At 40.8% G+C, this 23,870-nt stretch carries 25 protein-coding genes, 3 pseudogenes and 1 riboswitch; of the genes and pseudogenes, 4 read left to right on the forward strand and 24 right to left on the reverse strand.

Features of this window, described 5'->3' with window-relative positions:
* Positions 1-175 precede the first annotated feature (175 nt).
* A pseudogene (locus AC2TF5_RS18460) lies at positions 176-286 on the forward strand (GNAT family N-acetyltransferase); the annotation flags it as partial.
* Positions 287-360: 74 nt separating this feature from the next.
* On the opposite strand, the gene AC2TF5_RS18465 reads toward AC2TF5_RS18460, so the two are convergent.
* Positions 361-1,812: an RNA-guided endonuclease InsQ/TnpB family protein gene (locus AC2TF5_RS18465; RefSeq protein WP_491298631.1), complete on the reverse strand. Its 1,452-nt coding sequence runs from the start codon at positions 1,810-1,812 to the stop codon at positions 361-363.
* A gap of 80 nt (positions 1,813-1,892) precedes the next feature.
* Between AC2TF5_RS18465 and AC2TF5_RS18470 the strand changes: the two genes are divergently transcribed.
* Positions 1,893-2,261 (forward strand): GNAT family N-acetyltransferase, encoded by a 369-nt coding sequence (locus AC2TF5_RS18470; RefSeq protein WP_491298632.1) that lies wholly within the window; start codon positions 1,893-1,895, stop codon positions 2,259-2,261.
* Positions 2,262-2,333: 72 nt separating this feature from the next.
* Here AC2TF5_RS18470 and AC2TF5_RS18475 read toward each other — a convergent pair whose 3' ends face one another.
* The 21 genes and pseudogenes from AC2TF5_RS18475 to AC2TF5_RS18575 form a co-directional block, all read right to left on the reverse strand.
* Positions 2,334-2,879, reverse strand: a complete 546-nt coding sequence (locus AC2TF5_RS18475) for a GNAT family N-acetyltransferase (protein WP_491298633.1) — start codon at positions 2,877-2,879, stop codon at positions 2,334-2,336.
* 67 nt (positions 2,880-2,946) lie between these two features.
* The gene (locus AC2TF5_RS18480; RefSeq protein WP_491298634.1) at positions 2,947-4,128 is read right to left on the reverse strand and encodes a carboxylate--amine ligase; all 1,182 of its coding nucleotides are present in this window, start codon (positions 4,126-4,128) and stop codon (positions 2,947-2,949) included.
* 388 nt (positions 4,129-4,516) lie between these two features.
* Positions 4,517-6,196: a hypothetical protein gene (locus tag AC2TF5_RS18485; protein ID WP_491298635.1), complete on the reverse strand. Its 1,680-nt coding sequence runs from the start codon at positions 6,194-6,196 to the stop codon at positions 4,517-4,519.
* Positions 6,197-6,972: 776 nt separating this feature from the next.
* Entirely contained in the window at positions 6,973-9,636 is a 2,664-nt protein-coding gene (locus tag AC2TF5_RS18490) for a phosphoenolpyruvate synthase (protein ID WP_491298636.1), read from the reverse strand.
* Positions 9,637-9,934: 298 nt separating this feature from the next.
* Positions 9,935-10,486 (reverse strand): GNAT family N-acetyltransferase, encoded by a 552-nt coding sequence (locus tag AC2TF5_RS18495; RefSeq protein WP_491298637.1) that lies wholly within the window; start codon positions 10,484-10,486, stop codon positions 9,935-9,937.
* Between the two features lie 6 nt (positions 10,487-10,492).
* Positions 10,493-10,957: an NUDIX domain-containing protein gene (locus tag AC2TF5_RS18500; RefSeq protein ID WP_491298638.1), complete on the reverse strand. Its 465-nt coding sequence runs from the start codon at positions 10,955-10,957 to the stop codon at positions 10,493-10,495.
* 40 nt (positions 10,958-10,997) lie between these two features.
* Positions 10,998-11,531, reverse strand: coding sequence for an orotate phosphoribosyltransferase (gene pyrE, locus AC2TF5_RS18505; protein WP_491298639.1), 534 nt, complete (start codon positions 11,529-11,531; stop codon positions 10,998-11,000).
* A 174-nt stretch (positions 11,532-11,705) separates the two neighbouring features.
* On the reverse strand, positions 11,706-12,098 hold the full coding sequence (locus AC2TF5_RS18510; RefSeq protein WP_491298641.1) for a YdcF family protein: 393 nt from the start codon (positions 12,096-12,098) through the stop codon (positions 11,706-11,708).
* A 95-nt stretch (positions 12,099-12,193) separates the two neighbouring features.
* Entirely contained in the window at positions 12,194-12,439 is a 246-nt protein-coding gene (locus tag AC2TF5_RS18515; protein WP_491298642.1) for a hypothetical protein, read from the reverse strand.
* 12 nt (positions 12,440-12,451) lie between these two features.
* Positions 12,452-13,330: a class I SAM-dependent methyltransferase gene (locus AC2TF5_RS18520; protein WP_491298644.1), complete on the reverse strand. Its 879-nt coding sequence runs from the start codon at positions 13,328-13,330 to the stop codon at positions 12,452-12,454.
* Positions 13,331-13,395: 65 nt separating this feature from the next.
* Positions 13,396-14,094: a HEAT repeat domain-containing protein gene (locus AC2TF5_RS18525; RefSeq protein WP_491298645.1), complete on the reverse strand. Its 699-nt coding sequence runs from the start codon at positions 14,092-14,094 to the stop codon at positions 13,396-13,398.
* Between the two features lie 68 nt (positions 14,095-14,162).
* Positions 14,163-14,582, reverse strand: a complete 420-nt coding sequence (gene fosB, locus AC2TF5_RS18530; protein ID WP_491298646.1) for a metallothiol transferase FosB — start codon at positions 14,580-14,582, stop codon at positions 14,163-14,165.
* A gap of 183 nt (positions 14,583-14,765) precedes the next feature.
* Entirely contained in the window at positions 14,766-15,251 is a 486-nt protein-coding gene (locus tag AC2TF5_RS18535) for a hypothetical protein (RefSeq protein WP_491298647.1), read from the reverse strand.
* Positions 15,252-15,599: 348 nt separating this feature from the next.
* Positions 15,600-16,943, reverse strand: a complete 1,344-nt coding sequence (locus AC2TF5_RS18540) for an alanine/glycine:cation symporter family protein (protein ID WP_491298648.1) — start codon at positions 16,941-16,943, stop codon at positions 15,600-15,602.
* Positions 16,944-17,094: 151 nt separating this feature from the next.
* A riboswitch (glycine riboswitch) is annotated at positions 17,095-17,194 on the reverse strand.
* Between the two features lie 196 nt (positions 17,195-17,390).
* Complete coding sequence (locus AC2TF5_RS18545) at positions 17,391-17,930, reverse strand: GNAT family N-acetyltransferase (protein ID WP_491298649.1); 540 nt, start codon at positions 17,928-17,930, stop codon at positions 17,391-17,393.
* A 25-nt stretch (positions 17,931-17,955) separates the two neighbouring features.
* Entirely contained in the window at positions 17,956-18,645 is a 690-nt protein-coding gene (locus AC2TF5_RS18550) for a class I SAM-dependent methyltransferase (RefSeq protein ID WP_491298650.1), read from the reverse strand.
* 91 nt (positions 18,646-18,736) lie between these two features.
* On the reverse strand, positions 18,737-19,207 hold the full coding sequence (locus AC2TF5_RS18555) for a DMP19 family protein (protein WP_491298651.1): 471 nt from the start codon (positions 19,205-19,207) through the stop codon (positions 18,737-18,739).
* A gap of 123 nt (positions 19,208-19,330) precedes the next feature.
* Positions 19,331-19,659, reverse strand: a pseudogene (gene csaA, locus AC2TF5_RS18560) (chaperone CsaA).
* A 284-nt stretch (positions 19,660-19,943) separates the two neighbouring features.
* Entirely contained in the window at positions 19,944-21,008 is a 1,065-nt protein-coding gene (locus AC2TF5_RS18565; protein WP_491298652.1) for an alpha/beta hydrolase family protein, read from the reverse strand.
* Positions 21,009-21,106: 98 nt separating this feature from the next.
* Positions 21,107-21,646, reverse strand: a complete 540-nt coding sequence (locus AC2TF5_RS18570) for a histidine phosphatase family protein (protein ID WP_491298654.1) — start codon at positions 21,644-21,646, stop codon at positions 21,107-21,109.
* Positions 21,647-21,668: 22 nt separating this feature from the next.
* Positions 21,669-21,758: pseudogene (locus tag AC2TF5_RS18575) on the reverse strand (tRNA-binding protein); the annotation flags it as partial.
* Positions 21,759-21,917: 159 nt separating this feature from the next.
* On the opposite strand from AC2TF5_RS18575, the gene AC2TF5_RS18580 reads away from it, so the two are divergent.
* A complete protein-coding gene (locus AC2TF5_RS18580) occupies positions 21,918-22,037 on the forward strand; it encodes a BBE domain-containing protein (protein ID WP_491302933.1) in 120 nt (39 codons plus the stop codon).
* Positions 22,038-22,214: 177 nt separating this feature from the next.
* On the opposite strand, the gene AC2TF5_RS18585 is transcribed toward AC2TF5_RS18580, so the two are convergent.
* Both AC2TF5_RS18585 and AC2TF5_RS18590 read right to left on the reverse strand, forming a co-directional pair.
* Positions 22,215-22,490 carry a HesB/YadR/YfhF family protein gene (locus AC2TF5_RS18585; RefSeq protein ID WP_491298655.1) on the reverse strand — a complete coding sequence of 92 codons (276 nt, stop codon included), beginning with the start codon at positions 22,488-22,490 and terminating at the stop codon, positions 22,215-22,217.
* A 94-nt stretch (positions 22,491-22,584) separates the two neighbouring features.
* Entirely contained in the window at positions 22,585-22,941 is a 357-nt protein-coding gene (locus tag AC2TF5_RS18590; RefSeq protein ID WP_491298656.1) for a HesB/IscA family protein, read from the reverse strand.
* A gap of 164 nt (positions 22,942-23,105) precedes the next feature.
* Between AC2TF5_RS18590 and AC2TF5_RS18595 the strand changes: the two genes are divergently transcribed.
* Positions 23,106-23,756 (forward strand): helix-turn-helix transcriptional regulator, encoded by a 651-nt coding sequence (locus AC2TF5_RS18595; protein ID WP_491302934.1) that lies wholly within the window; start codon positions 23,106-23,108, stop codon positions 23,754-23,756.
* Positions 23,757-23,870 lie beyond the last annotated feature (114 nt).

Genomic DNA, 23,870 nt, shown 5'->3' on the forward strand with positions numbered 1-23,870 from the left:
TATGAAATTGCGATAAGCTCCATCATAAATCTTGCGTTATTTCTGTTCTTGATCATGCCGTTGGTAGTATGATAAAGCGTATAATATACTTCGTTTGGAGGATGAACCATGATCTATCTGGAAACCGCGAGATTGAAATTTAACCCAAATATTCTATCAATCCATTATTTCCAAGCTTAAAGAATGCGGATTTGGATTATATGCCGTTGAAGTGAAGGATAATAAAGAATTTATTGGATTTATAGGATTTCATAGGGCAACATTTGAGGCCGACTTTACACCGTGTATGAATACTCCCACCACTTACCTATGCTGACGCTTCGATTGAAGTGGGGGTTTCTGATGTATCATCTCTGCTTATTACTGGATGCTTAACATCAGTGGAGTTGACACGTTGACGGACTGGTTACCGACCAACCCCGCTATCCCATTGGCGGATGCTTTTGGGAATACTTTACGCATGATATTCGCTGCTCCGTTCACATCAGCATGGATCAGGCCCTTCCGACTTCGATACAACCCGCGATGAATCCGCTTGCCCGAGAAGGCCCTTGTAACTCCTTCTTCATACTTGGGCAATGGGTCGTGATCCAGGAAACTGGCCTTCGACGTATACGCCTCTTCGGTGAGAATCACTTCGATTCCGAGTGCCGCGGCTTTATACCGGATCATCGAAACAAGCATCTGATGTGGAATGTAACAGAACGACTGATTGTTGCTCCGCCCCATATCAGATTCCACCTTCCATCCCTGATTGTATCCGATGACGATTGTCCCGATCTTCTGCTCGGCAGCTAGTCTGACAATATAATGACTCGTCTTGTGAAACAAGTCCTTAATCCTCCGATGACGCTTCAGATGTAGCCGATTTAGTCGCTTGGATGAAAATGCACCTTCCTGCGGTTGTTTGCCTTGGCGGAGAATCCCAGTATAATGTGCCTTCAACTTGTTGTAATACTGATTGATTGCTTTCATCGGCTTGCCCTTCACGCATACCGGTCGATGGTCCGTATTTGTGACGATGGTTGCAAGCTGATCAATGCCCAAATCAATCGCCAGCGCATTCTCTTTCACGACATCCGTCGCTTCTACTGCGCAAGCGAATACCAGTTCCACGACATATTGCCCGTATTTCGGAACGATGCGTACCTGCTTCAAATCTCCCTCTGTATAGCCGAGCTTGCCGATATTGAGCCGCTGTTTCGTCTTTGGGAGTTTGAGGTACTTGCGATCCTTGATCTCACAATCCTGATTGGTGAAAACGACTTCCTTGGCCTTGGTGCGGGCGTAGCCGGGAATATGCGGTCTTCCGGCGTATTTGTCAGGTCGCACGCGATAATCCGTGATGCTGGCGAAGAAAGATTGCCAATTGGAAAATACACGCTTCATAACCCACTGACTGCATTGTGCAGGGAGCGCCCGGTAATCCGCTTGTTCCATCGCCTTGAACAGACAATCGAGAAAGGGATAATCCACATAAGGAGACGCCTTCGTCGGCAATTCGAACAGGTGGCAGCGGGAATCCTTCCGCTGGTCGGCTGGTTTCAGAAGCTGCTTCTGAAGTCTCGCCTGATGGGCTTCAAGTTGGCGTACGTTCATCAATCCGATGTTCGTCAGTAACGTGTCCATGACTTGTTGTTGCAAGGGTTGAAGAGGCTTGTCCTGCCTGAGTGCCGTAAACACTTGGCGGATATAAAAGTTCGTCGTATTGTACAAATTCTTGGCGTCCTGACACATCTGCTCCGCGTACGCGTACAACCGATGGCCGGGCTTGATCCAAATTTGATAGGTTCTGTACGTTGGTTCTGACACACATTCACCCCCCCTTTGAAACCAAACGTATGTTCTATTTCATATTACCACATATGTTTGGATTGTGGGAGTGGAGTGATTTGAAAGGTATTGTTACAAGCATTTCACAGATGTCCCCGATTCACTCCCCCTTAGCTCCTGCGCTTGAAGAGGGCGTCCTCTCGGTGAATTTGATAGAAATTGGCTGGCGATTAAAAAAAGAAGCTTGGGGAAAAGGATATGCAACGGAGGGTGCTGCAGCCTGCTTGCAATACGGATATAACGAATTGGGCCTTCGCGATATTTACAGTTTTACAGCCGATATTAATGAGCCTTCGAAAAACGTAATGACAAAAATCGGTATGCGATTTATTAAAACGTTCAGTCACCCGAAGGTTGAGAAAGACAGTCCATTAAACAAGCATGTACTATATCACATCCATCAAAGTGCGATTCTCCCCTCCCCATAACTTACTCAAGCAGGCAAGTATGAATTAAAAAAGTTAAGGACAGAAGCTGATTCAGCCTCTGTCCTGCAGTAACTATGATTCTTCCCTGTATTTACGATAATAATAATAACTTTCGCTTTCCATGTTAGGTTGCTTATGACTAATAGGGGTTCTTTTTTCAAATAATTCAAACCCTGCTTTTTCAGCCACTTTGCATGACGCCTCATTTGCACAGTCTATTGTTAATATCAAATATGAAATATCTGACACATCAAAGCACCATTCCATTAAAGTAGATAAAGCCTCTGTAGCATATCCTTTACCTTGGTAATGTTCATCTATAAAATATGCCATTTCTACTTCATTTAACGTATCTTCAATTCCCATACCTACTATTCCAATTAGTTCATCGGTATCGGCTAAGACTACTGCATATCTTTTATTTTCATATACATCGGTTGACTCTTTTTGACTTTGATGCCAGTCAATATAATCATTAAAACTTTCTGGTGATGAATTATCTTCTGACCAATCTCGCATAAAACGGACTAAATTTTTTTGATGGACAATTTTATATAAATTTTCCTTGTCCTTTCTTTCTAAATCGCGAATGATTATTCTATCTGTTTTTAAGAACATATTTATCCCCCATGCCAGTTGATTAAATAGAGGGCAGCCCCTTTAGGGTTCAGCCTCTGTCCAAACTTTACCCCACAAGCTTTCTCTTCACTTTTTTCAGCATCATATAGGTGAATGAAAAAGCAGGTGCCGGATCTTTAAAGCTCCATACTGCAGGTGCCTTTTTTCTAAAATAAGACTTCAAGATTTCGGTTCTGGTCAGCTCTTTGTTTCTAACGTATTGCCTAGATGATATCAAATCCTCCGTCAGAAAACAAAACGCGATCCCCGTATCTTCGCGAAGCGCCTTGCTTCCAATTTCTTTTCCTGTTAGCTCGTTATAAGAAAGCAGTGGGAAATTAATGCCGCATTTGTAAAGCAGCGAGTTCAACGTTGTCGTTCTAGCATTAATCTCCAGAAGATAAAACTCACCTGATTTCGCGTCTTTTTTAAACTCGATCTCGGCAAACCCCTTATATCCTATCGCTTCCAAAAAAGGTGCTCCGATCGTATACAGCTCCTCCACATACTTCTGCTTTGTATAAGTGGAGGCTCCAAAATGTATCGGAAATTGCCTCTGCTTCTGGCAAGTCATCCAATGGGTAACCTTGGAGTTTTGATCCAGATAGGCATCAAATGTATACACATGGTCATCAAAACCCGGTATAATCCGCTGCACAACAACCTCAAGATTGGCATCATTGGCTTTTTTGACAGCTGCTCTTACTTCATCCATAGTCCTGCATATAAAAATCTTCGCCCGGAAAGTGGATACAAACAATGGGGAGTCCGTCGGCTTCACGATGCATGGAAAACCAATCTCGGCTGTTACCTTGTCTTCAAAACCTTCTTCAAGAGGGTGAACCGTCTCGGGCAGCCGCACCCCATGCTTAGAAGCAAGAGTATGTAAAAATGCCTTATCCATTATGCTGCTCCAAAATCCCTGCTCCGTCATGTTTATGAGATAATACGGTTTCAGCTCATCCAAATGGGCGTCAACAAATTCCACATACGGATCAACCGTCGCAAACAAAACCGGCTTGCCTTCCTGCTGCTTGGAATATTCGATCAGGAATTGGACCAATTCCTCTTCCTGCTCCTTATAGTGGGGAACAATAATTTGCTCGCTTAAATATTTGGATTTGGCACCATATGTATTTTCCTTGGAATAGTCCATAGCAACCGTGTACACACCATGAGCTCCAAGACATCGGATGACGCTTAGTCCTATGTAAAAGTTCGAACCGAGGACAACAGCTTTATGATTCATTCTAAGAACCTCTCTTTCACTCTGCAATGATCAAAACTTATTAATTCGTTGTTACCTGTATGTATAACCGAGATATACTTGTCTCACATCCAATTTCAGTGAGGATTTGGAATATTCTAATCTTAAGCAATAATATAGCATACTAATGATATTTTGCTAACATGGATTTCTTGGGAGAAAAAGGGGTGTCCCAAGACGCTACGTGTACGAATCATTTCGTTCGCCAAACGATCCGGCTTTGAGCATCCGAGTTATTTTTGTACCGTATTCAAAAGATTTGAGCGCTTTAGGCACCCTTAATATAAAAAATCGAGACGGAATAGATCCCATCTCGATTTTTTCACGAAGTCGATATCTTCAAACCCAGCCTTACTTAGTCATATACACTCTATACGGTATAATCCTCAAAAGAAACAGCTTCTCCGTTAACTTCGGCGGTCGCTATTCCGCTACCTGCAGTACAAATGAGCTTATGCTTTCCTACCCAACTCGTATAGGCGGCCTGTAGCGTCGGTGACATGTTAAACTCAGGGCTTCGTTCCTTCATCACATCTGCAAACTGCTCCAGCTCCAAGATCCCTTGTTCCTCTGCTTCAGTAAATCGGATTGCTTCAACTACAACCCCGCCAGGTAAGCCCTTAGCCGCCATTTCGATATATTTATTTCTCTGTATAAGCTCATAAGGGACAGAAAGATATATGGCAAAATAAACTCCCCTCGCTTGTCCGAACAAGGATCGATCATGCATAATCCATTTTCCCTTCGGAAGAACGCCAACAAGATTATCCTTCTCTTCAGACGGAACTGGGAAAAGAGCCATGATTACATTGCGGTGATAAAGCACCTCCATATGCTTGCTTTGGTGTCTCGGATCACCCTCATGATAGTACTCACCCGGATGAAAAAAGAACAATTGGTTGGCCTCATTTTCTTCCGTAACCGGCAGTGAGAAACACCATCTCAACTGTTCGTTATCAAATTCATCAACCCGCTCCCACAGACCACCTGCGGCAAAGTCCGGAGTCACATAGGTGTAGTTGTGGAGTTTGGGGAATTCCGCAGCGCCAGGGATTACTTTTCGAGTATACTTTTTCACCTCAATCGGTTCTCGTCTGTTCAATGCACTAGCTCGTGCACTTTCTGGAGCCTCATAGAACAAAAAGCCGGCATATTCGGTACGCGGCATTTCCTTCGGCAGCATAAAATCTCCGAATTGAATATAATCGTGAAGTACGTTACCATCTCCCGGAATGTCATGCGGCCAACCACGGGAATGCGCACCCACCCAAGCTCCTTTCAAATAAAACGATGCCCGCTCATTCCACAGGTAATCCAGCATTTCGCACAATAATCTCTTCAGCTCCATGTCGCTGTCGCCTGTTATTTCAAGTGCGCAGGTGAACGCTTGCACCCAATGCCAGAACCAAGGAAGAACTCCGTATTCCGGCATGCCGTTGCTCTTAATATATTGAAGGGTTGTCTTCAGGCTGTTCAGGCCGTCTTCTCTTAAATCCTGATCATCAAACAACGTTCCAAAAATGAGTTTTGCCGCCGTATATTTTGCCTCGTGGTGATTGTAATAAACGACAGGCTTTCGAAAGAAACCACTGTTATAAACATGCTCTAGTGTGTGGTCGAAGGCCTTTTTTAGCTGTACGCTAAAATGAGCACCATATTCCTTACAAAAATAAGCCATTAACGAACCCATGATTTCAACAGGGAGTTCATTCAGCGACGCGTCTTGAGGCACGGGATGAAGTCCGAGCGGCCAGTGACCGTACAACTTCGTTCCAAGCTGTTGATTTTGCAGAGATAATACTTCGAGTAACACTCGCTCTGCTGTTCCCTTGGCCTGCTCTCTGTCAAACTCCACAGGAAGTTCCGGATTTACAGCAGCAGCAAACAGATAGGAAGCATAATAAAAGTTATTTCTGACATCGTTATAAAACCATAAGCTACTCTCCAAAAGTGTTCTGCTTTCCGCGTTATGAGCGATCAGACTGATGATTTCATCCTGACGCTTTTGATAAGGACTTTTCAAGCCTTGTGTATGTATCACATTCCCCACGTCCCTTCTCTTAATACAATATCCATCTTCTATTGTGCAGGTTTTTCGTTCATTTGGCAATGAAATAAACCTATTTCCGAACCTAAACGAACTAAAAAATTTATTGTTATAAACACAAATGAACTAAACGGAACTTTTTTTGGTGAGAGACGCTACGCGTACGAATCGTTCCTACAATCGCTCTTGCCCCCGAATTTCCTGAATTACTTCTTAGTGGAAGAAATTCGGGGACAAAGAGCATATGCTTTCGATGCGAGCTTTCCTTTGGAAAGCTTTTACCGCTATCGCTTCTCCGGAATCGCTTCGTCCTCTCCGCTACTTCGTGCTGCATCTCTACTTGAAAAACAATAGTAATGTGAAAGTACGCCAATTTAGGAAGCTATAGTTTTCAAATGTACATTCAAAATGCCATGAATTTGATAGAAATAATTCGAAGAATCTTATTGTTGCTGGACGTAGACCGATTAAGCGAAAAGTTATCGCTCATGAAAATACATACTTAACTGAATGAACCCGCTCACACCACCGAAGCAATGAATGCACTTTGTCTAACCTAACCAGAAGCTAAATAACAACCAAAGGACAAGCCACTGATAAGAAAGCGGCCCGTAAACCACATAAATAAGCAGACTACCCCAGGATGAATCCTCGAGCGGCCTGCTTTTGCTTTCTCTGAAAGATGTCCCTGCAATCTTTGAGGACAACCCTTTTTTATGGAACCCAGGTTCCAGCCCCTATTCATAAGCTCTACCCGCATTGATTTCCATGGCTTCTACTTATTCTACGTTTCTTTTAAGGATCTCAATATACCCTTCAGTCCCGTTAACTCTAATCCAATCCCCGTCTTTTACTAATTCAGTTGCGTGATCGATGCCTACCACGGCGGGAATCCCGTATTCTCTCGCTACAACAGCTCCATGTGTCATCATTCCCCCAACCTCCATAACCAGCGCCTTGGCTGCATTAAAGAGCGGAGTCCATCCCGGGTCTGTAAATGGGGCAATTAAGATTTCACCGGGGTTCAGGTTCGCTTCATCTGGCTTTAATACAACCTTGGCATAACCTTCAACAATGCCGGCTGATACAGGCGTTCCAAGAAGCGCCCCTTCCGGGGCACTGGCATTGCTCCGCTTCCCTGTTATAATCTCACCTTCGCTTGTGATCACTCGTGGAGGTGTGCGTTTCTGGTCCTGCTCCATTTGCTTTTTTCTTGATTCCACAATTTTTTGAGCATCTATATGTTCATCGCCCTTTACAAGATTATAGAGCTCAGAAAGTGTCAGGTAAAATACGTCGGATGGCAGCTTCAAGCCCCCGCTATTTGCAAGCTTCTGTCCTTCCTCCAACATAGCGGTTCGGAATATTTCAAGATACTGCACCATCGTATACTTAGGCCATTCACGTAGGCCCATCACGTTCCGGAAAATACGAATCCACCTAGTCATAATTTTTGCTTTTATAAATCCGCCAGGAGTTTTACTAAGCTTAGCTATGATGTCCCTAGCTGTTTCTTCTGCTTCAATTACCCCCGCATTAAAGCGTGCTCGGTGCTCTCCCTGCCTGAGACCATGAACCTGATTCAAAATAGAAGGGACAAGTAAAGTCGGGTCATCCTTCCACCTCACATTTTGCACATCAATCTCTCCGGGGCACCTCATTCCGTATTCCTCCATAAAGTTCATAAACTGTGTAGAGAATACCCCTTTCTTATCTACTTCTCTGAGGCCTTCGTAAAAACGACCAGCTTTTGCTGTTTTGAGGTATTCTGCAATCTCAGAATCCTGCCGGACGATGTCTGCCAGATCCCCAATCCGCAGTCCCATTTCCGACGTCACATTGCCGGGTAAGGATTTGTTTAACAGACTTACGCTATGGTCATCCCCCAGCCATTTTTGCGACAAGTACTGAATTCGTTTAAAAGCAATCATTCCTGGCGCTACCAAAGTCGCTACGTTTGTAAAAAGCGGCAACACAAAACTTCCGCAGCTTTCCTGAATTCTTGCGATACGTTCAGCTCCAGAGGCATTTTGGATATAAGACTGACATTCCTGTAAATAGCCCCGTGTTATTTTGTGAGCTCTCGGCATGGCTTCAACCGGATTTCTAACGAATATATTTTTCAACACATTCCTGAAAATTGGAAGCATTGTTTTTTTGACTTTCTTTTTCACGCCTGGGTCGGCTTCATCTTGTATAAAATCCGGTCGTTGAACGAATTCCCGGAACGCACTCCCAATAAGCTCATCCACCTCATGTAACAATAGCGGTACAACTTTTCGGGCCTGCTTGATTTGCAGCAGCGAGGTTAAATCGATAAACAGCCTTCCTCCCGCTTCAAGCATATACTTGGATTCTGAGATGACAGATGATTTTCCAAAAGGGAACATGGTACGCCAGATAGATCTGGCCATCGGACTTAGAACAGCAGGCATCATCTGCTGATGACCGAAGGAAAAGAACACATGCAGATGTTCATCCAAAACTTTAGGAACCGGATAAAGCGATGTAATCGGACGGCTTTGCACAATGTAAAATTTGTGGTCATATAAGCACCACTCAATATCTTGTTCCGAGCTATAGTGACTCTCAATCCGCTTTCCCAGCTCCGCAAGCTCTAGGATTTGTGCATCATTCAATGCCTGAAGATCCTGCTTTTCTTTGGGAAGTTCCTCGGTCACCGTACCACCGGCTGGATTGGAGTAGATCGCCACTTTCTTGGTTGCAATTTTCTTTTGGACAATAACCCCTTTATATACTTGATACAAGTCAGCGGACACAATCCCTGATACGAGTGCTTCACCCAGTCCGAAGCTCGCATCCACAGATACCGTATTGCGATTTCCGGTTATCGGATCAGCCGTAAACATAATGCCCGAAACCTCTGGAAAAATCATCTCTTGCACGACAACAGACAGCAGCACGGAGCGATGATCAAATCCATTCTTCGCACGGTACACGATCGCTCTATCGGTAAACAACGAAGCCCAGCAAGCTTTAACTGATTCCAGAAACTGCTCTTTCCCCTTAACATTCAGATAAGTTTCCTGCTGCCCGGCAAAAGAAGCACCCGGTAAATCCTCTGCAGTCGCGCTGGAACGAACCGCATAAGCTTTGTCTGTACCTAGCTCTGCCCACGCCTTCAGGATGGAAGCTTGTATGGATTCAGGCATAGGAAGGTCTTTCAGATGCTCTCTGATTTTCTGTCCTAAACCGCGAATTTCATCCAAATTCTCATAAGCAGCTTGATCCAGTAAACGAAAAAAATGCTCCATCTTCTCACTTGTCTGAATAAAACCGCAATAAGCCGACGTAGTAATACAAAAACCTTGTGGAACCGGAAAACCGGCTTTTGTCATTTCACCGAGATTAGCGCCCTTTCCCCCAACAAGCGGTAAGGAATTTTTATCAATTTCGTGGAAGAGCAATATATGGTTACTCATTGGATTCGCCATCCTTTTGTTCAATGATTTCTGGCTCCATTTAATAATGGATCAATCAAATGCTGCTTCCCTTGATTAAAATCCCATTTTTCAGGGTTATTTATGTCAGAAATCAGAAAACTGAGTATTAAATAGTGAGTATTAAGGCTTATGGCCATCTTATTAGATTATGTACGAAAGTATCCATTCCATTCTAAGAACGACAAAAAAGCTGCAACCATTAGCAGCTTTTTCCTTGTATACCACCATTGAATGAAGAAGGCCAACATTCGAACTCATATGAATATCAGGATCAAAATCATACTGTTTCAAAGCTCCATTCCTCTGCTTTCAATCCATAAATAATTCTATTAAGAAATCTTCCATTAATGAATTCGTAATCTCTTAGTTCACCTTCACGTTTAAACCCGAGCTTTTCTGGAATAGCACGGCTCTTCATGTTCTCTGTGGCTACTCCGATTTCAACTTTGTTCAACTTAAGCTCCTCAAAAGCATATTGAATTAGCACCTTTACAGATTTAGAAATGATCCCCTTACCCTCATATTCCTTACCTAGCCAATATCCAATTTCCGTTTTTTTATTTTCTCGATCTATATATAAGTAGCCTATAGAGCCTACTAACTCGTTGTTACTCCATATACCTAACCAGTACCCTTCATCCTGAGCATATCGCATACGTGTTCTCTCAATAAAAGCTTTAGAATCATCCGCTTGTAAAGTAACACTCGGAATCTTCAGCCACTCACCGAGATGAGTTCGATTTCTATCGATTAAATCATACAGTTGTTCTGAATCTTTGATCTCTAATAACGACAAAAAAGTAGAATCATCAATTTCATATTTAAACATATCTGATCATCCCCACGTCCTCGACTCTACTAAAAAATTTTTAATATCAACACTGTGTTTCTGTGTGTTTTTTCGACTGTATTCATTCCACTTGTTTAATACAGTATAAAACATCTCTCCAAAATTCAACCCTTCTGGTAATTGATCCACGAATTTAATTTCATCGATTTCATAATCAGGTAGGTCGGCCATACTCTCAATTCTCGCATAAAATACCATACCGTGATTTCCATTCAACATTGTTATTCCAAATGCCTCTAGATCAAATCTAATCGCGCCTGTTTCTTCATACAGTTCTCTACTTGCAGTAAAAAGTAATGTTTCACCTGGCTCTCTATTGCCACCTGGAATTTCCCAACCGCCACGTTTTTTATTTCTTATAATGATCAATTGGTCGTTAAATTCCGCAATCAATACAACAAATTTGATTAAGTCATCATGAATTTCATTTAACTCATACCATGGAGTCATATTTTACTCATCCTCGTTGTATTTTTTAATCGGTTTCGCGCTACTCCCCTGTGTTACCAGCAGCTATTAGCTCTTCCATTTTAAAAAGTGAGTGTACTTTAAGTCCGATTTCTTCTAAGTTCCTTCTTCCTTCCGGATTTCGTTCAATTACGCATATAATATCTTCAACTATGGCTCCTGCACTCCGTAAGTCATTGACACTTAGTATGACTTGTCCTCCCGTTGTGACAACATCTTCAATAATACAAATCCTTTTACCTTCTATGTTAGTTCCTTCAGCTAACTTGCATGTTCCATATTCCTTAGCTTTTTTTCTCACAAATGCAGCTGGTATGTTAGATTTCAAGGAAAGAGCCGTAGCTATTGGTATTCCGCCCATTTCAAGCCCTGCCAGCACTTCGATACCATCTGGTATCAATGAAGCCAATTGTTCGGCCACTTTAGATAACACTGCGGGGTTGGATTCAAATAAATACTTATCGAAATATTCATTCGAGATTTGACCAGATCTAAGAGTGAAAGTTCCTGTTAAATGCGCTACCTCATAGATTTCTTTTGCTAAATTGTTATCCATAATGTCCTCCTCATTTTCTTTCTAAAGTAGTTATCGACTCTTTATATATCAACTTCTGCATCCACAAAATATTTCCCCTTTACACCGTAAATAACCTTATAAAGTTCATCCCTTACTCGCTTTTCTTCCATTGTATCTGTCCACCAGTTGTTTGCCTGTCCTATCTTCCGATCATCAGGACACCATACATATTATTTTTTCCAATCCTATAGCACGATCAAGTACCATAAGTGAAGCCAAAATATTCTCTTTCGTATGGTTGGATATTTGTTCTATAAGGATGGATTCTGCAGGCACGCCAAGTTTAATGGCCTCATCCCGCATAACTATGGACTCATGGGGATTTCTTCCACCAAATCTATCTCCCCCAGTAAACAAAATCAAAGGTGCCCGACCATTCTTATATAACTGAACCGCTTTCAACACTCTATCAACATTCATCCCGCCAAAAACGAATATACAATCTCCATGAATAGTGCCATTATCTATTTCGGAAGCATCACCAAAGACCAGCTTGGTAATTTGTTCTTTTGTTAATTTCTCAGGGTTCATATTTGAAATTAGCAAAATTAAACCTCCAATCTTTCATGTCCTCAAAAATATTTCGATTTTGCCATCTCATGCCTGGTGCGTCGTCAGGTCGGTCCTCAAAACCAAATTTCTTATAATATGTATTCTGGTAGCACGATTAAATCACATATTATCGCTTGAAAAACTCCGTCTGAGATAATCCTTCCTATACCGACTAATTTGTCTTCTTCATACGCTGTCATTACGTACCAGCTACTTTGTAAAGCAAAGCCTAATTTTTCTGGCCCTTTTTCCGTTATCCCTTTCCAGCTGGCACTTTCTATTAGCTTAATAAAGTCTTCTCCGCTTGGGGCAAGCTCTTTATAAATTATTGTCATACTGGCTCCTCTCTATCTCTTTACTGTTCCAAAAGATATTTTCATGTTTGGAGCATAAGTTAGCCAAGATTGAGGTCCAAATTCTCTAGAAAACAGTAATTCAGCTTCATGCTGATCCGAGGCTTCTTGGTGCGTTAATCCCCTATTCATTAAGTTATTTAAAGTATCCGTTAAACATTCAGGTTCTTTTCCTAGCCCTTCTTCTCTTAAAGAATCAAAGAGCCTTTCCTTGTCTTTCAAGTCCATGTGTTGGTCTAAAAAATTCACCCTATCGCTCACTCTGCACTCTACGTTTTTTAATCCCAATTGACTTAAAAGGACAGGCAGCTGCATTCCGATATTTCCGTCTTTTCCATTTCGTCTGGAATCTTCTTCGAACAATTTTTGTAATATCCCTAACCGTATGTACTGGGACTGATCAAGACCGTCAACATAATAATTCGACGAATTTGCAATCCAGTGAGGCTCAAAACAAATAACCTTACCATTATCTAATACATGATCTATCATCTTCTGAACAATTTTTCTTGAATCAGTCATATGTAATAAAAATGCATGACTAATAGCTATGTCATAGATCGGCTGGGCATCCATTTGTTCAATATCGACTACCTTAAATTCAGTGGAATACCGCAGGTTTGAAAATATTTCTTTAGCTTGATGTATTAAATCGGTACCCTTATCTATCCCTGTGTAGGTGGACCCTTCAGGCAGCAGTGGAAGGAGCTTAAGTCCGAGAAATCCGTAGCCACATCCATAATCAATGATGTTTACAGGCTTGTCGATCTTCCAAACTCCCTTGACCAAGAACTCTAAATAATCATCATTGTAGTATAACCAACGGGTTTTTCTGAGATATTCGATTTGCTTATCCCAATAATAATCAGACATTTAGCAAGCTCCTTTTATTCAGTTTTTTAGCGATAATTCATTAGCCTCACGAACCTTACGAACCCTCACCCTCGAAGTCTTGACAGAGCTCTTTTCGCCGCCATCTTTCCATTATGCATTCCAGATTCCGATACCTCGATTAACTTATCTTTGGCTGGAGCATATCTGTGATGTCCTAGAATTTCACAAGCTCTTTCCTGTACGTACATATCCTCATCATCTAAATATTTGATCAGCGTATCGAGGTATTTTTTAGGAGTCAAAGCCATGACTGAAAAAAGAAGCTGGCATCTAAGATCCTCGTCAATCTCATTTACGCTTATGAGCCGGTTCAACTCATCAATACACTTCTGATCAACTTCAAGATCCTGAACGCTGCTTTCTATTTCTACGGGGTATTCTTTTTTTAGCTCTCTCCAATCCAGATCTGGATCTTGTTCAATGGTGCGAATAAATGAGCTCACACTTCTAAAGCCGGGTGAAATATCGGTTTCTTCATGATCGAGATAACAAACCCTGTACTTTAATGGCCCTTCATAAAAAACGCCGACATAATTAGAGTTGTCATCGGTCCATAGAGGAATTATATTTTGATACACTTCTATATCAGATAAAAATTCAATAAGTTCTACGATCTCATCTGAATCCATTATTCTTAATGTAAACTCATTAGCATTTTGTTTTTCTTTATGTAGCTCCAACATCTCTATGAAATCACTAGGTACTTCTATTTTGAGTTTTGTAAATAGTTGCCTATAGTACATTCTTCCCGACTCCTTTACAGCATGATATTATTTTTTGAGGTATGAATACTGAATCTACATTGCCTTGATCATTCAAAAAACTCCATATGCTCTTTATCGTTCTTATAGTAATCTAATCGATCCTGTAGATGTCCTGTATGAAATTCAAACATATGACCATCTGGGTCCAAAAAATAAATCGATTTTTTATCCTTCTCATCCCGCTCTCTTCCTGGCAATACGTTCACACGCAAATCTTTCAATCTATTTAATAATAGATCAAAGTCTTTCTCTTCAATCGTGAAAGCAATATGCGTATACGTCCTTTGATTCTGACTCCTTTCGATATCCTCTTGGTTCAGGGCAACCCATAGGCCGTTTAAATCAAAATAAGCTAGCCTTCTTCCCTTTACTAATAGCTTTGCTTCAAACACATGGGTATAAAAATCAATGGACGTGTCTAAATTGGATACGGAAAAACATAAATGATTTATCGCTTTGATTTTCATAGTTAGGTTTCTCCCATCTCAGGCTCATACGATTCTTCTCTAGAAGACTAAAGCCATATTAATCGAATGCTCTCTAATCTATTTTTTTCTACTGTTCCATTCTGACTTGCTGTCGCTTCGAAACGCATACCATCCTTCAGGCCAATCCTTCATTATATATATGTATTCCCTTCGATTAATTTGTTATTTTGGAGGTTTTTGAGCTTGTCTGATCAGTTTTCCTCCATCAAAATGTCTACCATATTTCTTAATCGTTTCTTCGATTTCTTGATCCATAGGAATCTGGTTTGAAATTTTCCAGGTTAAGAAATAGGCTTGCACCTTACCTCCATAAAAAACCCATGCAAAAAATTTTGTTGCAAATTTATGGGCTCCTTTGGTTCTAAAATTATTCATCGAGCTCCCATCTTTCCACACGGTAACGGTTTGACCAATTCCACCCTGAAGTTGTCCTGAGAGTTCTGCATATAATAATTTTTCATTCTTTGTTAGTTGTTTTTTTACAAATTCATTAACAATTCCATTTATGATAATTCTGAAAATATTGAATCTTTCTCCCCGTGTTACTGAAATAATCGCAGTCTCAGGCAAAAGTATATCTCTATCTCCTAAAGTAAACTTAGCTCCGTACTTGTTGTTTGGATCTTGATGTTTTACCCATATCTTCATGGAAACACCACCAAATTCTCTTATTTAGTACTTAGCTAACATTATGCATTATCCCACCGGATTAAGCCTGTCTGTGTATTCACGCGACCTAAATATCACCGTAGTATCGATTAATGCTTTTACTTCTACTTTATCCTTCGTTCTATCATTTATCGCTCTCGTTTTCATGTTGACACACCACCTAAAAAAAGACGACCCGCCCTTAGATATCTCCTATCTTAGGTCAGGTCGCGTGTTGTCTGGATCATCTTCCTTGATTATACATCTCTTAAGTAAGGGGCGTAAGCCCAATAGCGGAAATGCAATATCTTGTTAACTCTTCACATTAAAATCCTTCAAAATCCCTTCCTATCTCTGTTTCATATGCCTTAGATAAAGACGCGTTTCAGTTACAACCACCCCAGACAAACCAAGCAGGGCAACTAGGTTCGGCAGTGCCATCAGTCCATTCACAATATCCGCGAGCAGCCAGATCGCTTGTAGCTTGATAAACGCGCCCGCCCCGACCAGAACGATAAACACGATGCGGTAAGGCAGGATTGATTTAACGCCAAATAAGTATACGATGCAGCGCTCGCCGTAATAATTCCAGCCTAGAATCGTCGTAAACGCAAATAAAATGAGGCAAAACATAAGAATTAAGGAGCCAAACGGTAATGCCGCATCAAACGCCGCTTGTGTCATTTCTGCTCCTTCCGCAGCCCCATTCCATGCGCCGGTTACAATCAGAGTCAATCCGGTCAGTGTGCAAATAATAATCGTGTCTATAAAAGTGCCCGTCATCGACACAAGCCCCTGCTCCGCAGGCCATTTCACCTTGGCCGCAGCGGCCGCAATCGGCGCGCTGCCAAGTCCGGATTCATTTGAAAATACACCTCTTGCAATGCCGTTGCGAATAGCCAGCATAATAGTAGCGCCGAGAAATCCGCCACCTGCCGCAGTCGGATTAAACGCGCTCTGAAATACGAGCGACAGAGCGTATGGAATCTTGTCAGCGAAAGCAATAAGCACGATGCAGCTTGTTACCACATAGACAATGGCCATGATGGGCACAACTTTCGTGGTCACCCTTGTAATATTCTTGAGCCCTCCAACGGTCACCAATGCCGTCAAAGCGGTCACTACAGCTGCAGTTGCAGCGACTGGAATACCCAAACTTGACTGCGTAGACGTTACAATGGCATTGACTTGCGGGAAGGTGCCAATCCCGAAAAATGCGACCAATACCCCACTCACAGCGAAAAAAACAGCCAGCGGTTTATATCTTACACCCAATCCTTGTTCAATATAATACATCGGCCCACCCGATACTTGCCCATTCTCGTCTATTTTCCGGTACTTTACGGCCAGCACACCTTCGGCGTATTTGGTTGCCATGCCAAAAAAAGCAGCCATCCACATCCAGAACAGCGCTCCCGGGCCGCCCATTTGAATAGCCGTCGCTACACCGACAATGTTTCCCGTTCCAATGGTGGCAGCCAGGGCGGTAGCAAGCGCGCCAAAGCTAGTTACGTCTCCTTGCCCTTCATTTTTTGCGGTGAATATAAGCTTGAGTGCCAGCGGCAGACGAAAAACTTGCAGCAAACCGAGGCGGAATGTGAAAAAGATCCCCGTCCCCACCAACAATACAAGAAGCGGCAGCCCCCATACAATTTGATTCACACTGTCTAACCATTGTTCTAACATGTACATTCCTCTTCCCCTCTTCAGCATCGATATCGATGTGTCTCACGACACGAAAAAAGAGTCAAATCGATAGATTTGACTCTGGGGACATTTTTGCAGAAAAGCAAATAAAACGATAGGTGATAATAATCACAAATCCGAATAATAATGCATAAAATCTGCAATCCCTGTCCTTTTACCTGAGAGTTTTAACGTGTATTGACACGTCTTGCCCCTTCGGTGCCCCACATCAGCGGAGTCTCTCCAGAGTTCTGTCCGTCTACGGTCCTGCTTGCGTTCAATCCTGTGAGAATGATGCAAACGCCTGAGAGTTTTGCCCCTTCGGCCAAGCCATTGCCTGTCTCCCGTAAACTTCATCCAGTTATGAAGTTGTTTATCTATTATAGAGAACCGGCTGCGATTTCGCAAGGATGTTCTCTATGGCAATACACCTTTATATTAATATCTACAAGTCTATAAATGACTATTATCAAATCTAAAAATGATCTTGTATCCGTCATTCTCTGTGTTGGCAAACTCCTCTTGGTGTGATTCAGAAGTATAATTTTGAATTGTTTTTCTCCAAAATGATTGAGCCCTCTTATTTGCTTCTGTCGGGTTTGTTTGCAGTTCCCAAAACCCTTTATGTTTATTAAACACTTGTACCGCTGCAGCTTCAGCAATACCTTTCCCACGGAATGGCCTCAACATAAAAAACTCATTCATGAAAAATTCACTGCCATGAGGCGTGTAAGGTGGAGTTGCTACAAATGCAAAGCCTGCCGGGATATCATCTACTCTAACTAAATACGGAAATAGTACAGATGGCTTCTCCCACCAGACATCGAAAACTTTGTTTTGCTCATTCAACGTCAATGTATCGTCATCCTCATATACACCATATATATTCGGTTTCCATTCCCAAATTTCAGACAAATCATGCAAATATAGCGGGTATAGGTTGTTTACAATAAATTTTGTAGATTGGTCAGTCAAACTAATTGAGATTTTCATATAATCCTCCTTGGTTGTTCAACGTTCACACATGCTTCCACCATATTCCTGCACATTCAGGTACGGTAGACCACTGGTTTTCATCTATCTTTCTTGAAATATCCGAGCCAAAGAAAAATTCCATATTTTCTTTAGCTTCTGTTGTATTTTCAAATTGATAATCTGTCCTTATCCAACGATGTGAAAAACCGTATTTACTCTCAAGAAGTGAATAATATTCAGTTAAAAACTTAGGTGGATTGGGGCTTTCAGTTCCAGTTCCCAAAGTCTCCAATATTATGATTGTCCCTGCAGGTTTCAAGACACGCATAAGTTCAGAAACGATTAACTCAAGATTCTCTTTCCAATCAATATTGCCCGTGTTAGTTAAGTAACTAATGCTCCAACCAGATACAATTAAATCGATTGATGCATTGTCGATTGGAAGCTTTCGATGATCTGCTACAACGGTAGTCCAATTACGAGACAAACTATTATTATTTAATTTATTGTCTAAAAGCTCTAACATGGATTCAGATATATCCGTACAAACTAGTGAGTTAGCTTCAAGGGCTATAAAGCTTGAAAGCCTTCCTGATCCAGCCCCTAGATCTAAAACATCCAGTCCTTTATACGACCTAATTTCTTTAATATACTCCGTTAAATCAGGTTGCCGGCTAACCATATCCTCATATGAAAAAGATAGGTCCTTATAGATTTCATCATGACTAGGCACTGAAATCTCCTCCTAATTTTGTATATTTATTAACTTCACATGATTGAGCACTTGTATTCCGAGCTGTAATGTTCCCTCTTCATAAAAATCACTATTCAAAATCATTCCAATTGTTTCTTACAAATTCAATCAATAACTTGTATATTAAATTATAATCAATCTGATCGTACTTCTCGGTTAAATCTGACCAATATTTATATTTCGTTTCTTCATCCTCATTTGATAAATATACCGTACTAGCTTGATCAAATATTGCTCTATGTTCATGTGCATTAAGAGATTGTAAACATTTAATTGTCTCTTCAATGTATACACCTTCACTATTCAAAAAATACTGTGACAATCCACCATTACAAACTTCTCCATCAAGCCTGCAAGCTAATGAGAGTGTCCTCTCGCTTTCATTCAGTGATTCAAAAGTTCGATTATTTCTGCTCATGGCAATCAACATTTCAGAAATCTTTTCTCTATCTGTATCATATCTTTGAAAGATATAGTCTTTTGAAAATATTATTTTAATCTCTCCTTTGTATCTTTTTGAATCACTCACTTGTTCTAACAAGTTTGCTTTACCTAAGAAGTGCGCCTGGACAAACCGAAATGACCTGCTCAGCCTCCTTCTTAATTATGTAATAAAGACCAAGTGTTACGAACACTTGGCCCAAACTAAATATTCACTAATGTCTTATGCAATAGGTGTACCGTTCTTAACAGGTTCATCTGGTTTTAGGAGCACCACATCACCCTCTGCAGGAACACCGCCGATGACCAACACCTCCGATTTAAAACCGGCGATACGTCTAACAGGAAAATTCATTACAGCGATTACTTGACGTCCAATAAGTTGTTCTGGTTCATATCTTTGTGTAATTTGAGCAGAAGAGCGTTTAATCCCCATCTCACCAAAATCGATTTCTAATTTTATTGCAGGTTTTCGAGCTTCTGGGAACGGCTCTGCTTTAATAACAGTACCGACACGAATATCTAGTTTCATAAATCCTCAATTGTCACCATGGTTGCTGCCTCCATTTTACAGTTATACTAATTTCACGATATCACAATTGATAGTTAATGGTAATCCTTTTCTCGAAGATCCTCAGGTAGATCAAGGAATTCAGATCGCAGCGAAAAATCGTTTTTATATGATTAAGTGCTATCTTGAGATGCCTTCGACATGCTCTTAAACACCTCCAACTTAACAAATACCGCTTCATCAAAATGTCTCTTGCAAACCCAGAAGTGTTAGTATTGCAGTGCGAATACGGTGTAAACAGGTAATGTCGTCTTCCTGCTCACTATCAAATAGGTTCTCCTTTTTTATTAATCTCAACGACTTTATTTAACTGCATGCTATCTAGTAATTTTTGATAGGCCAGTGTCTTGTTTTGGATAAACTCACTTAAGAAACTAGTTGCATAATTGCTAATGGTCTTATGCTTCTCAGATATTTGCTCTTCTTTATAATGGATTGGTACATCACTAAATGTCATATGGTGTGCGCCTTGAACTTTAACGAAAGATTTATAGCCTGACAATAAAGTATAAAGCCTTTCAAATCCATCAACAAAGGGGGTAATAATACCTTCAGAAAATTCATTACGTAATTCATCATGCGTACACTTTTCTTGTCTCATAATTAAGAAAGGTGTATTTATCTGTACATTATCATTAAAGTCCAAAAGATGGAAACTAGCATCCAACATGACACCTGCTTGAATTCTAGTGTCTCTTTTGGCTGCTTCAAAAGCAGCAGCACCACCCAATGAATGCCCCACGATCCCAATGTTACCAAAGTCAAATGGTTTGGATGATAATTGAGACTGTATTTCCTCAAAATGATTCATCACGTACAAAATATCTTCAACTCTTGTCTCCAATAGCTCTCTCCAAAATTGAACATCTGTACTGTTAATCTTCGATATAACTTCCGCTTGTTTAACAAAACGATCCTCAGGAAGAATAGAAAAAATTGATTCATATGTTGAACCGATGGATACTACGATAAATCCGCAATCCACCAATTGTTGTATGTGGTATGTATACATATCCCTAACAACACCAAAAGCCGGAGCATATAGAATAACTGGGTAATTATTCATAGCTAGATTCGGTTTAGAATTGTTATGTATTTGTGTTTTAATACTTCTAAAATATTCAATGTCGACTCCCATGTCTTTTAAAACGCTTAGTGCATTCTGTGTACATGGCTCAAATAACTCCACATAATTTGTTTCATTATCGTATGCGTTTTCAACTTCAGCAGGATAAAAAATACTGACTATAATAGTCCGGAACTCATTATTAGAAAAAAGTTCTTTTCTGGAATTATCATTAAATACATGTACAATTCGTCCCACATTCATAATTCTCACCTCTCTTTTAAAATCCGTTTTTCTGATAACGTTCCTTCAGCGAAAGTGACGCAGTGTGAATATGTTGTTATGTACTGTTGCCACTAAGTCTACATCCAAATTCGATCCACTTCATATTTCTGGTTTTCTTTACTTATTAGATAAATATCAGGATTTGTTAATTTACGCCATTCTTCATATCCTATAGAATTATTAAAATACTTCAATATCAAAGACATTAATGCACCATGAGTTACAACCACTACATTTTGGAATGGTCCATTTATAATTTCGTTAATTACTTCCATTCCTCTATTCATTGCTTCTCTGGATGATTCTCCTCCTTCGTAAACTATTTCTAGGTTCTCATATGTTTCTTTTAAGAGTTCCTTCCAGTTATCCAGGTTCTTCGAACTTAAAATTCGTTCTTCAAGTCTGTTATCGACCGTATATCTCAGGTCCAATTTATTGCATAATGGTAATATAGATTCAATAGCTCGTTTATAAGGGCTTGTCACAATTAAATCAATACCTTTACTTTGCAAAAGTTCGGCAAGTTGATGGGACTGCTCTACGCCTTCAATCGTTAAATCGGCTGTTGACTCTTGCCCTTTAGCCTTGCAATGTCTTATTAGAAAGATATTCTTCATTGAAATCTCTCCTTCGGTTGCGCACTTCAGATTTAAAACCTGCAATACGTCTAACAGGAAAGTTCACTACTGCGATTACTTGACGTCCAATAAGTTGTTCTGATTCATCCCTCGGTTGATTTCTCCTTTTTTTACAGTTACGCTAATCTTACGATATCACTATTGATAATTAAAGTTTATATATTTTTTAGCAATCCAGCCCGTCAATTCTGGGAATGCCACGGCCGAATGAATCGCGTGCCTTCAGACGCAACAGCGTTTGCCGTTCGGGATGCATCGTTCCTCCAAAAATACGTACGGGGACAATTACGGAAAATTGACGGACCTCAAGCAAAAATACGACCCGACCAACCTGTTCCGGCATAATCATAATATTGAACCACAAGTTTAGCGCAGCTTCACGTCAAACACTCCACTTCAGAATTGAGGTGGAGTGTTTATATAAGATGCAGCAATTTTAACTTCAAAGCGCAACAGCATCTGCACGAAACGGCAGATGCTGTTTTTTATACTTTCATTAAGTCGTTTATTTCCTTTGCGTCTGCTTCTTGAATTAAGGTCTGACAGCTCACCTACGGACAAACACAATGTCCTCATGGAAGCAATCGATTGTTAGATCGCGGCCATCCAAATACCATAAGTCATTTTCTTCGATAAAAAATGTAATACCGCCATAAACATTCGATATTGCGGGATAACGTGGCTCGTCTCTCGTAATGCCAAATGCGAATGCGTCTTCCCCGGCGCCACTATACCTGACATATATACGTATATAGTCTCCCACGCGATAATCCCAGTCCTTTTGAAAGCAATCCACTGCGGCATCCGTAACAATAATTTTCAATATGTATTCCTCCTCAATCCCTATCTTCCACTTTTTCTCTATAACACGCAGACATAATTACAAAGGTCATTTCCGACCATCTTTTTCTGGACGATCAATCGCATTTTTTCGCTTTGCCCCGGTAAGTGGCAGTCCGAAAGCTGGCTCCACAGCCGCATGTAAATTTGGCATTAGGGTTGTCGATCGTAAAACCTCCGGTCATTCCCGTTTCCTTGTAATCGATTTGTACACCTTCAAGGAACTGTCCGCTAGCATAATCGATAGCAACTTGAAATCCCCCCCATCCAATGACCTGATCTCCCTCTTCCAGCGAATCGTCAAAACTGATACTGTACGATAAACCGCTGCAACCGTCTTCGCTTACGCCAAGACGCAAAAAATATTGATCCCCGCCGATGTCCTTTAACATGTCGGTGATCTTGTCTGTTGCTACGTCGCTAATATGAATCATGGGTTACTCCCTCATTTCATTTATTTATATATTTTATACTATTATGTATATAAATTATGGTGAATGGAGCCATACTTGTCAACCCGTTATATTGTGTTACAATACTTTTTATAGTTAAAATATCTTTTTGTCGTGTACGTAAAAATGAAGTTTTAAACAAGGTGGTGACTTCTTTGCAACCTAAAGCCGATTTATCAACTCGTGAAACGATATTACATCTGCTTAAAACAAATGACGAGCTTAGCGCCAAAGAACTTACGGATCGGCTGAACATTACGTCCATGGCCGTCCGCCGCCATATCGACGTACTGGAACGCGACGGATTCATTGAATCGAGAATAATTCGGCAGCCAATGGGAAGACCAACTGCCGCATACCATTTGACAGAACGCGCCAATATACTGTTTCCGAATAAATATCACGCCGTTGCCCTCGACTTGCTCGATGAGCTGGTGAAGGAATCGGGCGAAAATATGGTCGAGAGATTGTTTGAACGACGAAAGGAAACGTTATACAAAAAGTATACTGGTTTGATGGAAGACAAAGATTTTCAAGACAAAATAACCGAACTTGCCAATATTCAGAACGAAAATGGCTACATGGTTGAATTAAAGAAAACAAGCGATGACGAATACGTTTTTATCGAGCACAACTGTCCGATCTCCCAAATCGCCCATCAATACAACCATGCCTGCCAATGTGAATTACGGTTGTTCGAATCTTTGCTGGATGCGGATATTACTCGTCCAGAATGCTTAACCAAAGGCGATAAAAAATGTGTATATCGAATACGGCGACGAAACCTCCAATCCTAGATTGGAGGTTTATTTTTTGATTTGAGCCCGATCGGATATATATTACACTTTATATAATTATATGTTGATTATATATCGAATATTGACTACACTTAATTCTGCATCATCTAACTT

The organism is Paenibacillus sp. JNUCC 34 (genome assembly GCF_058269055.1).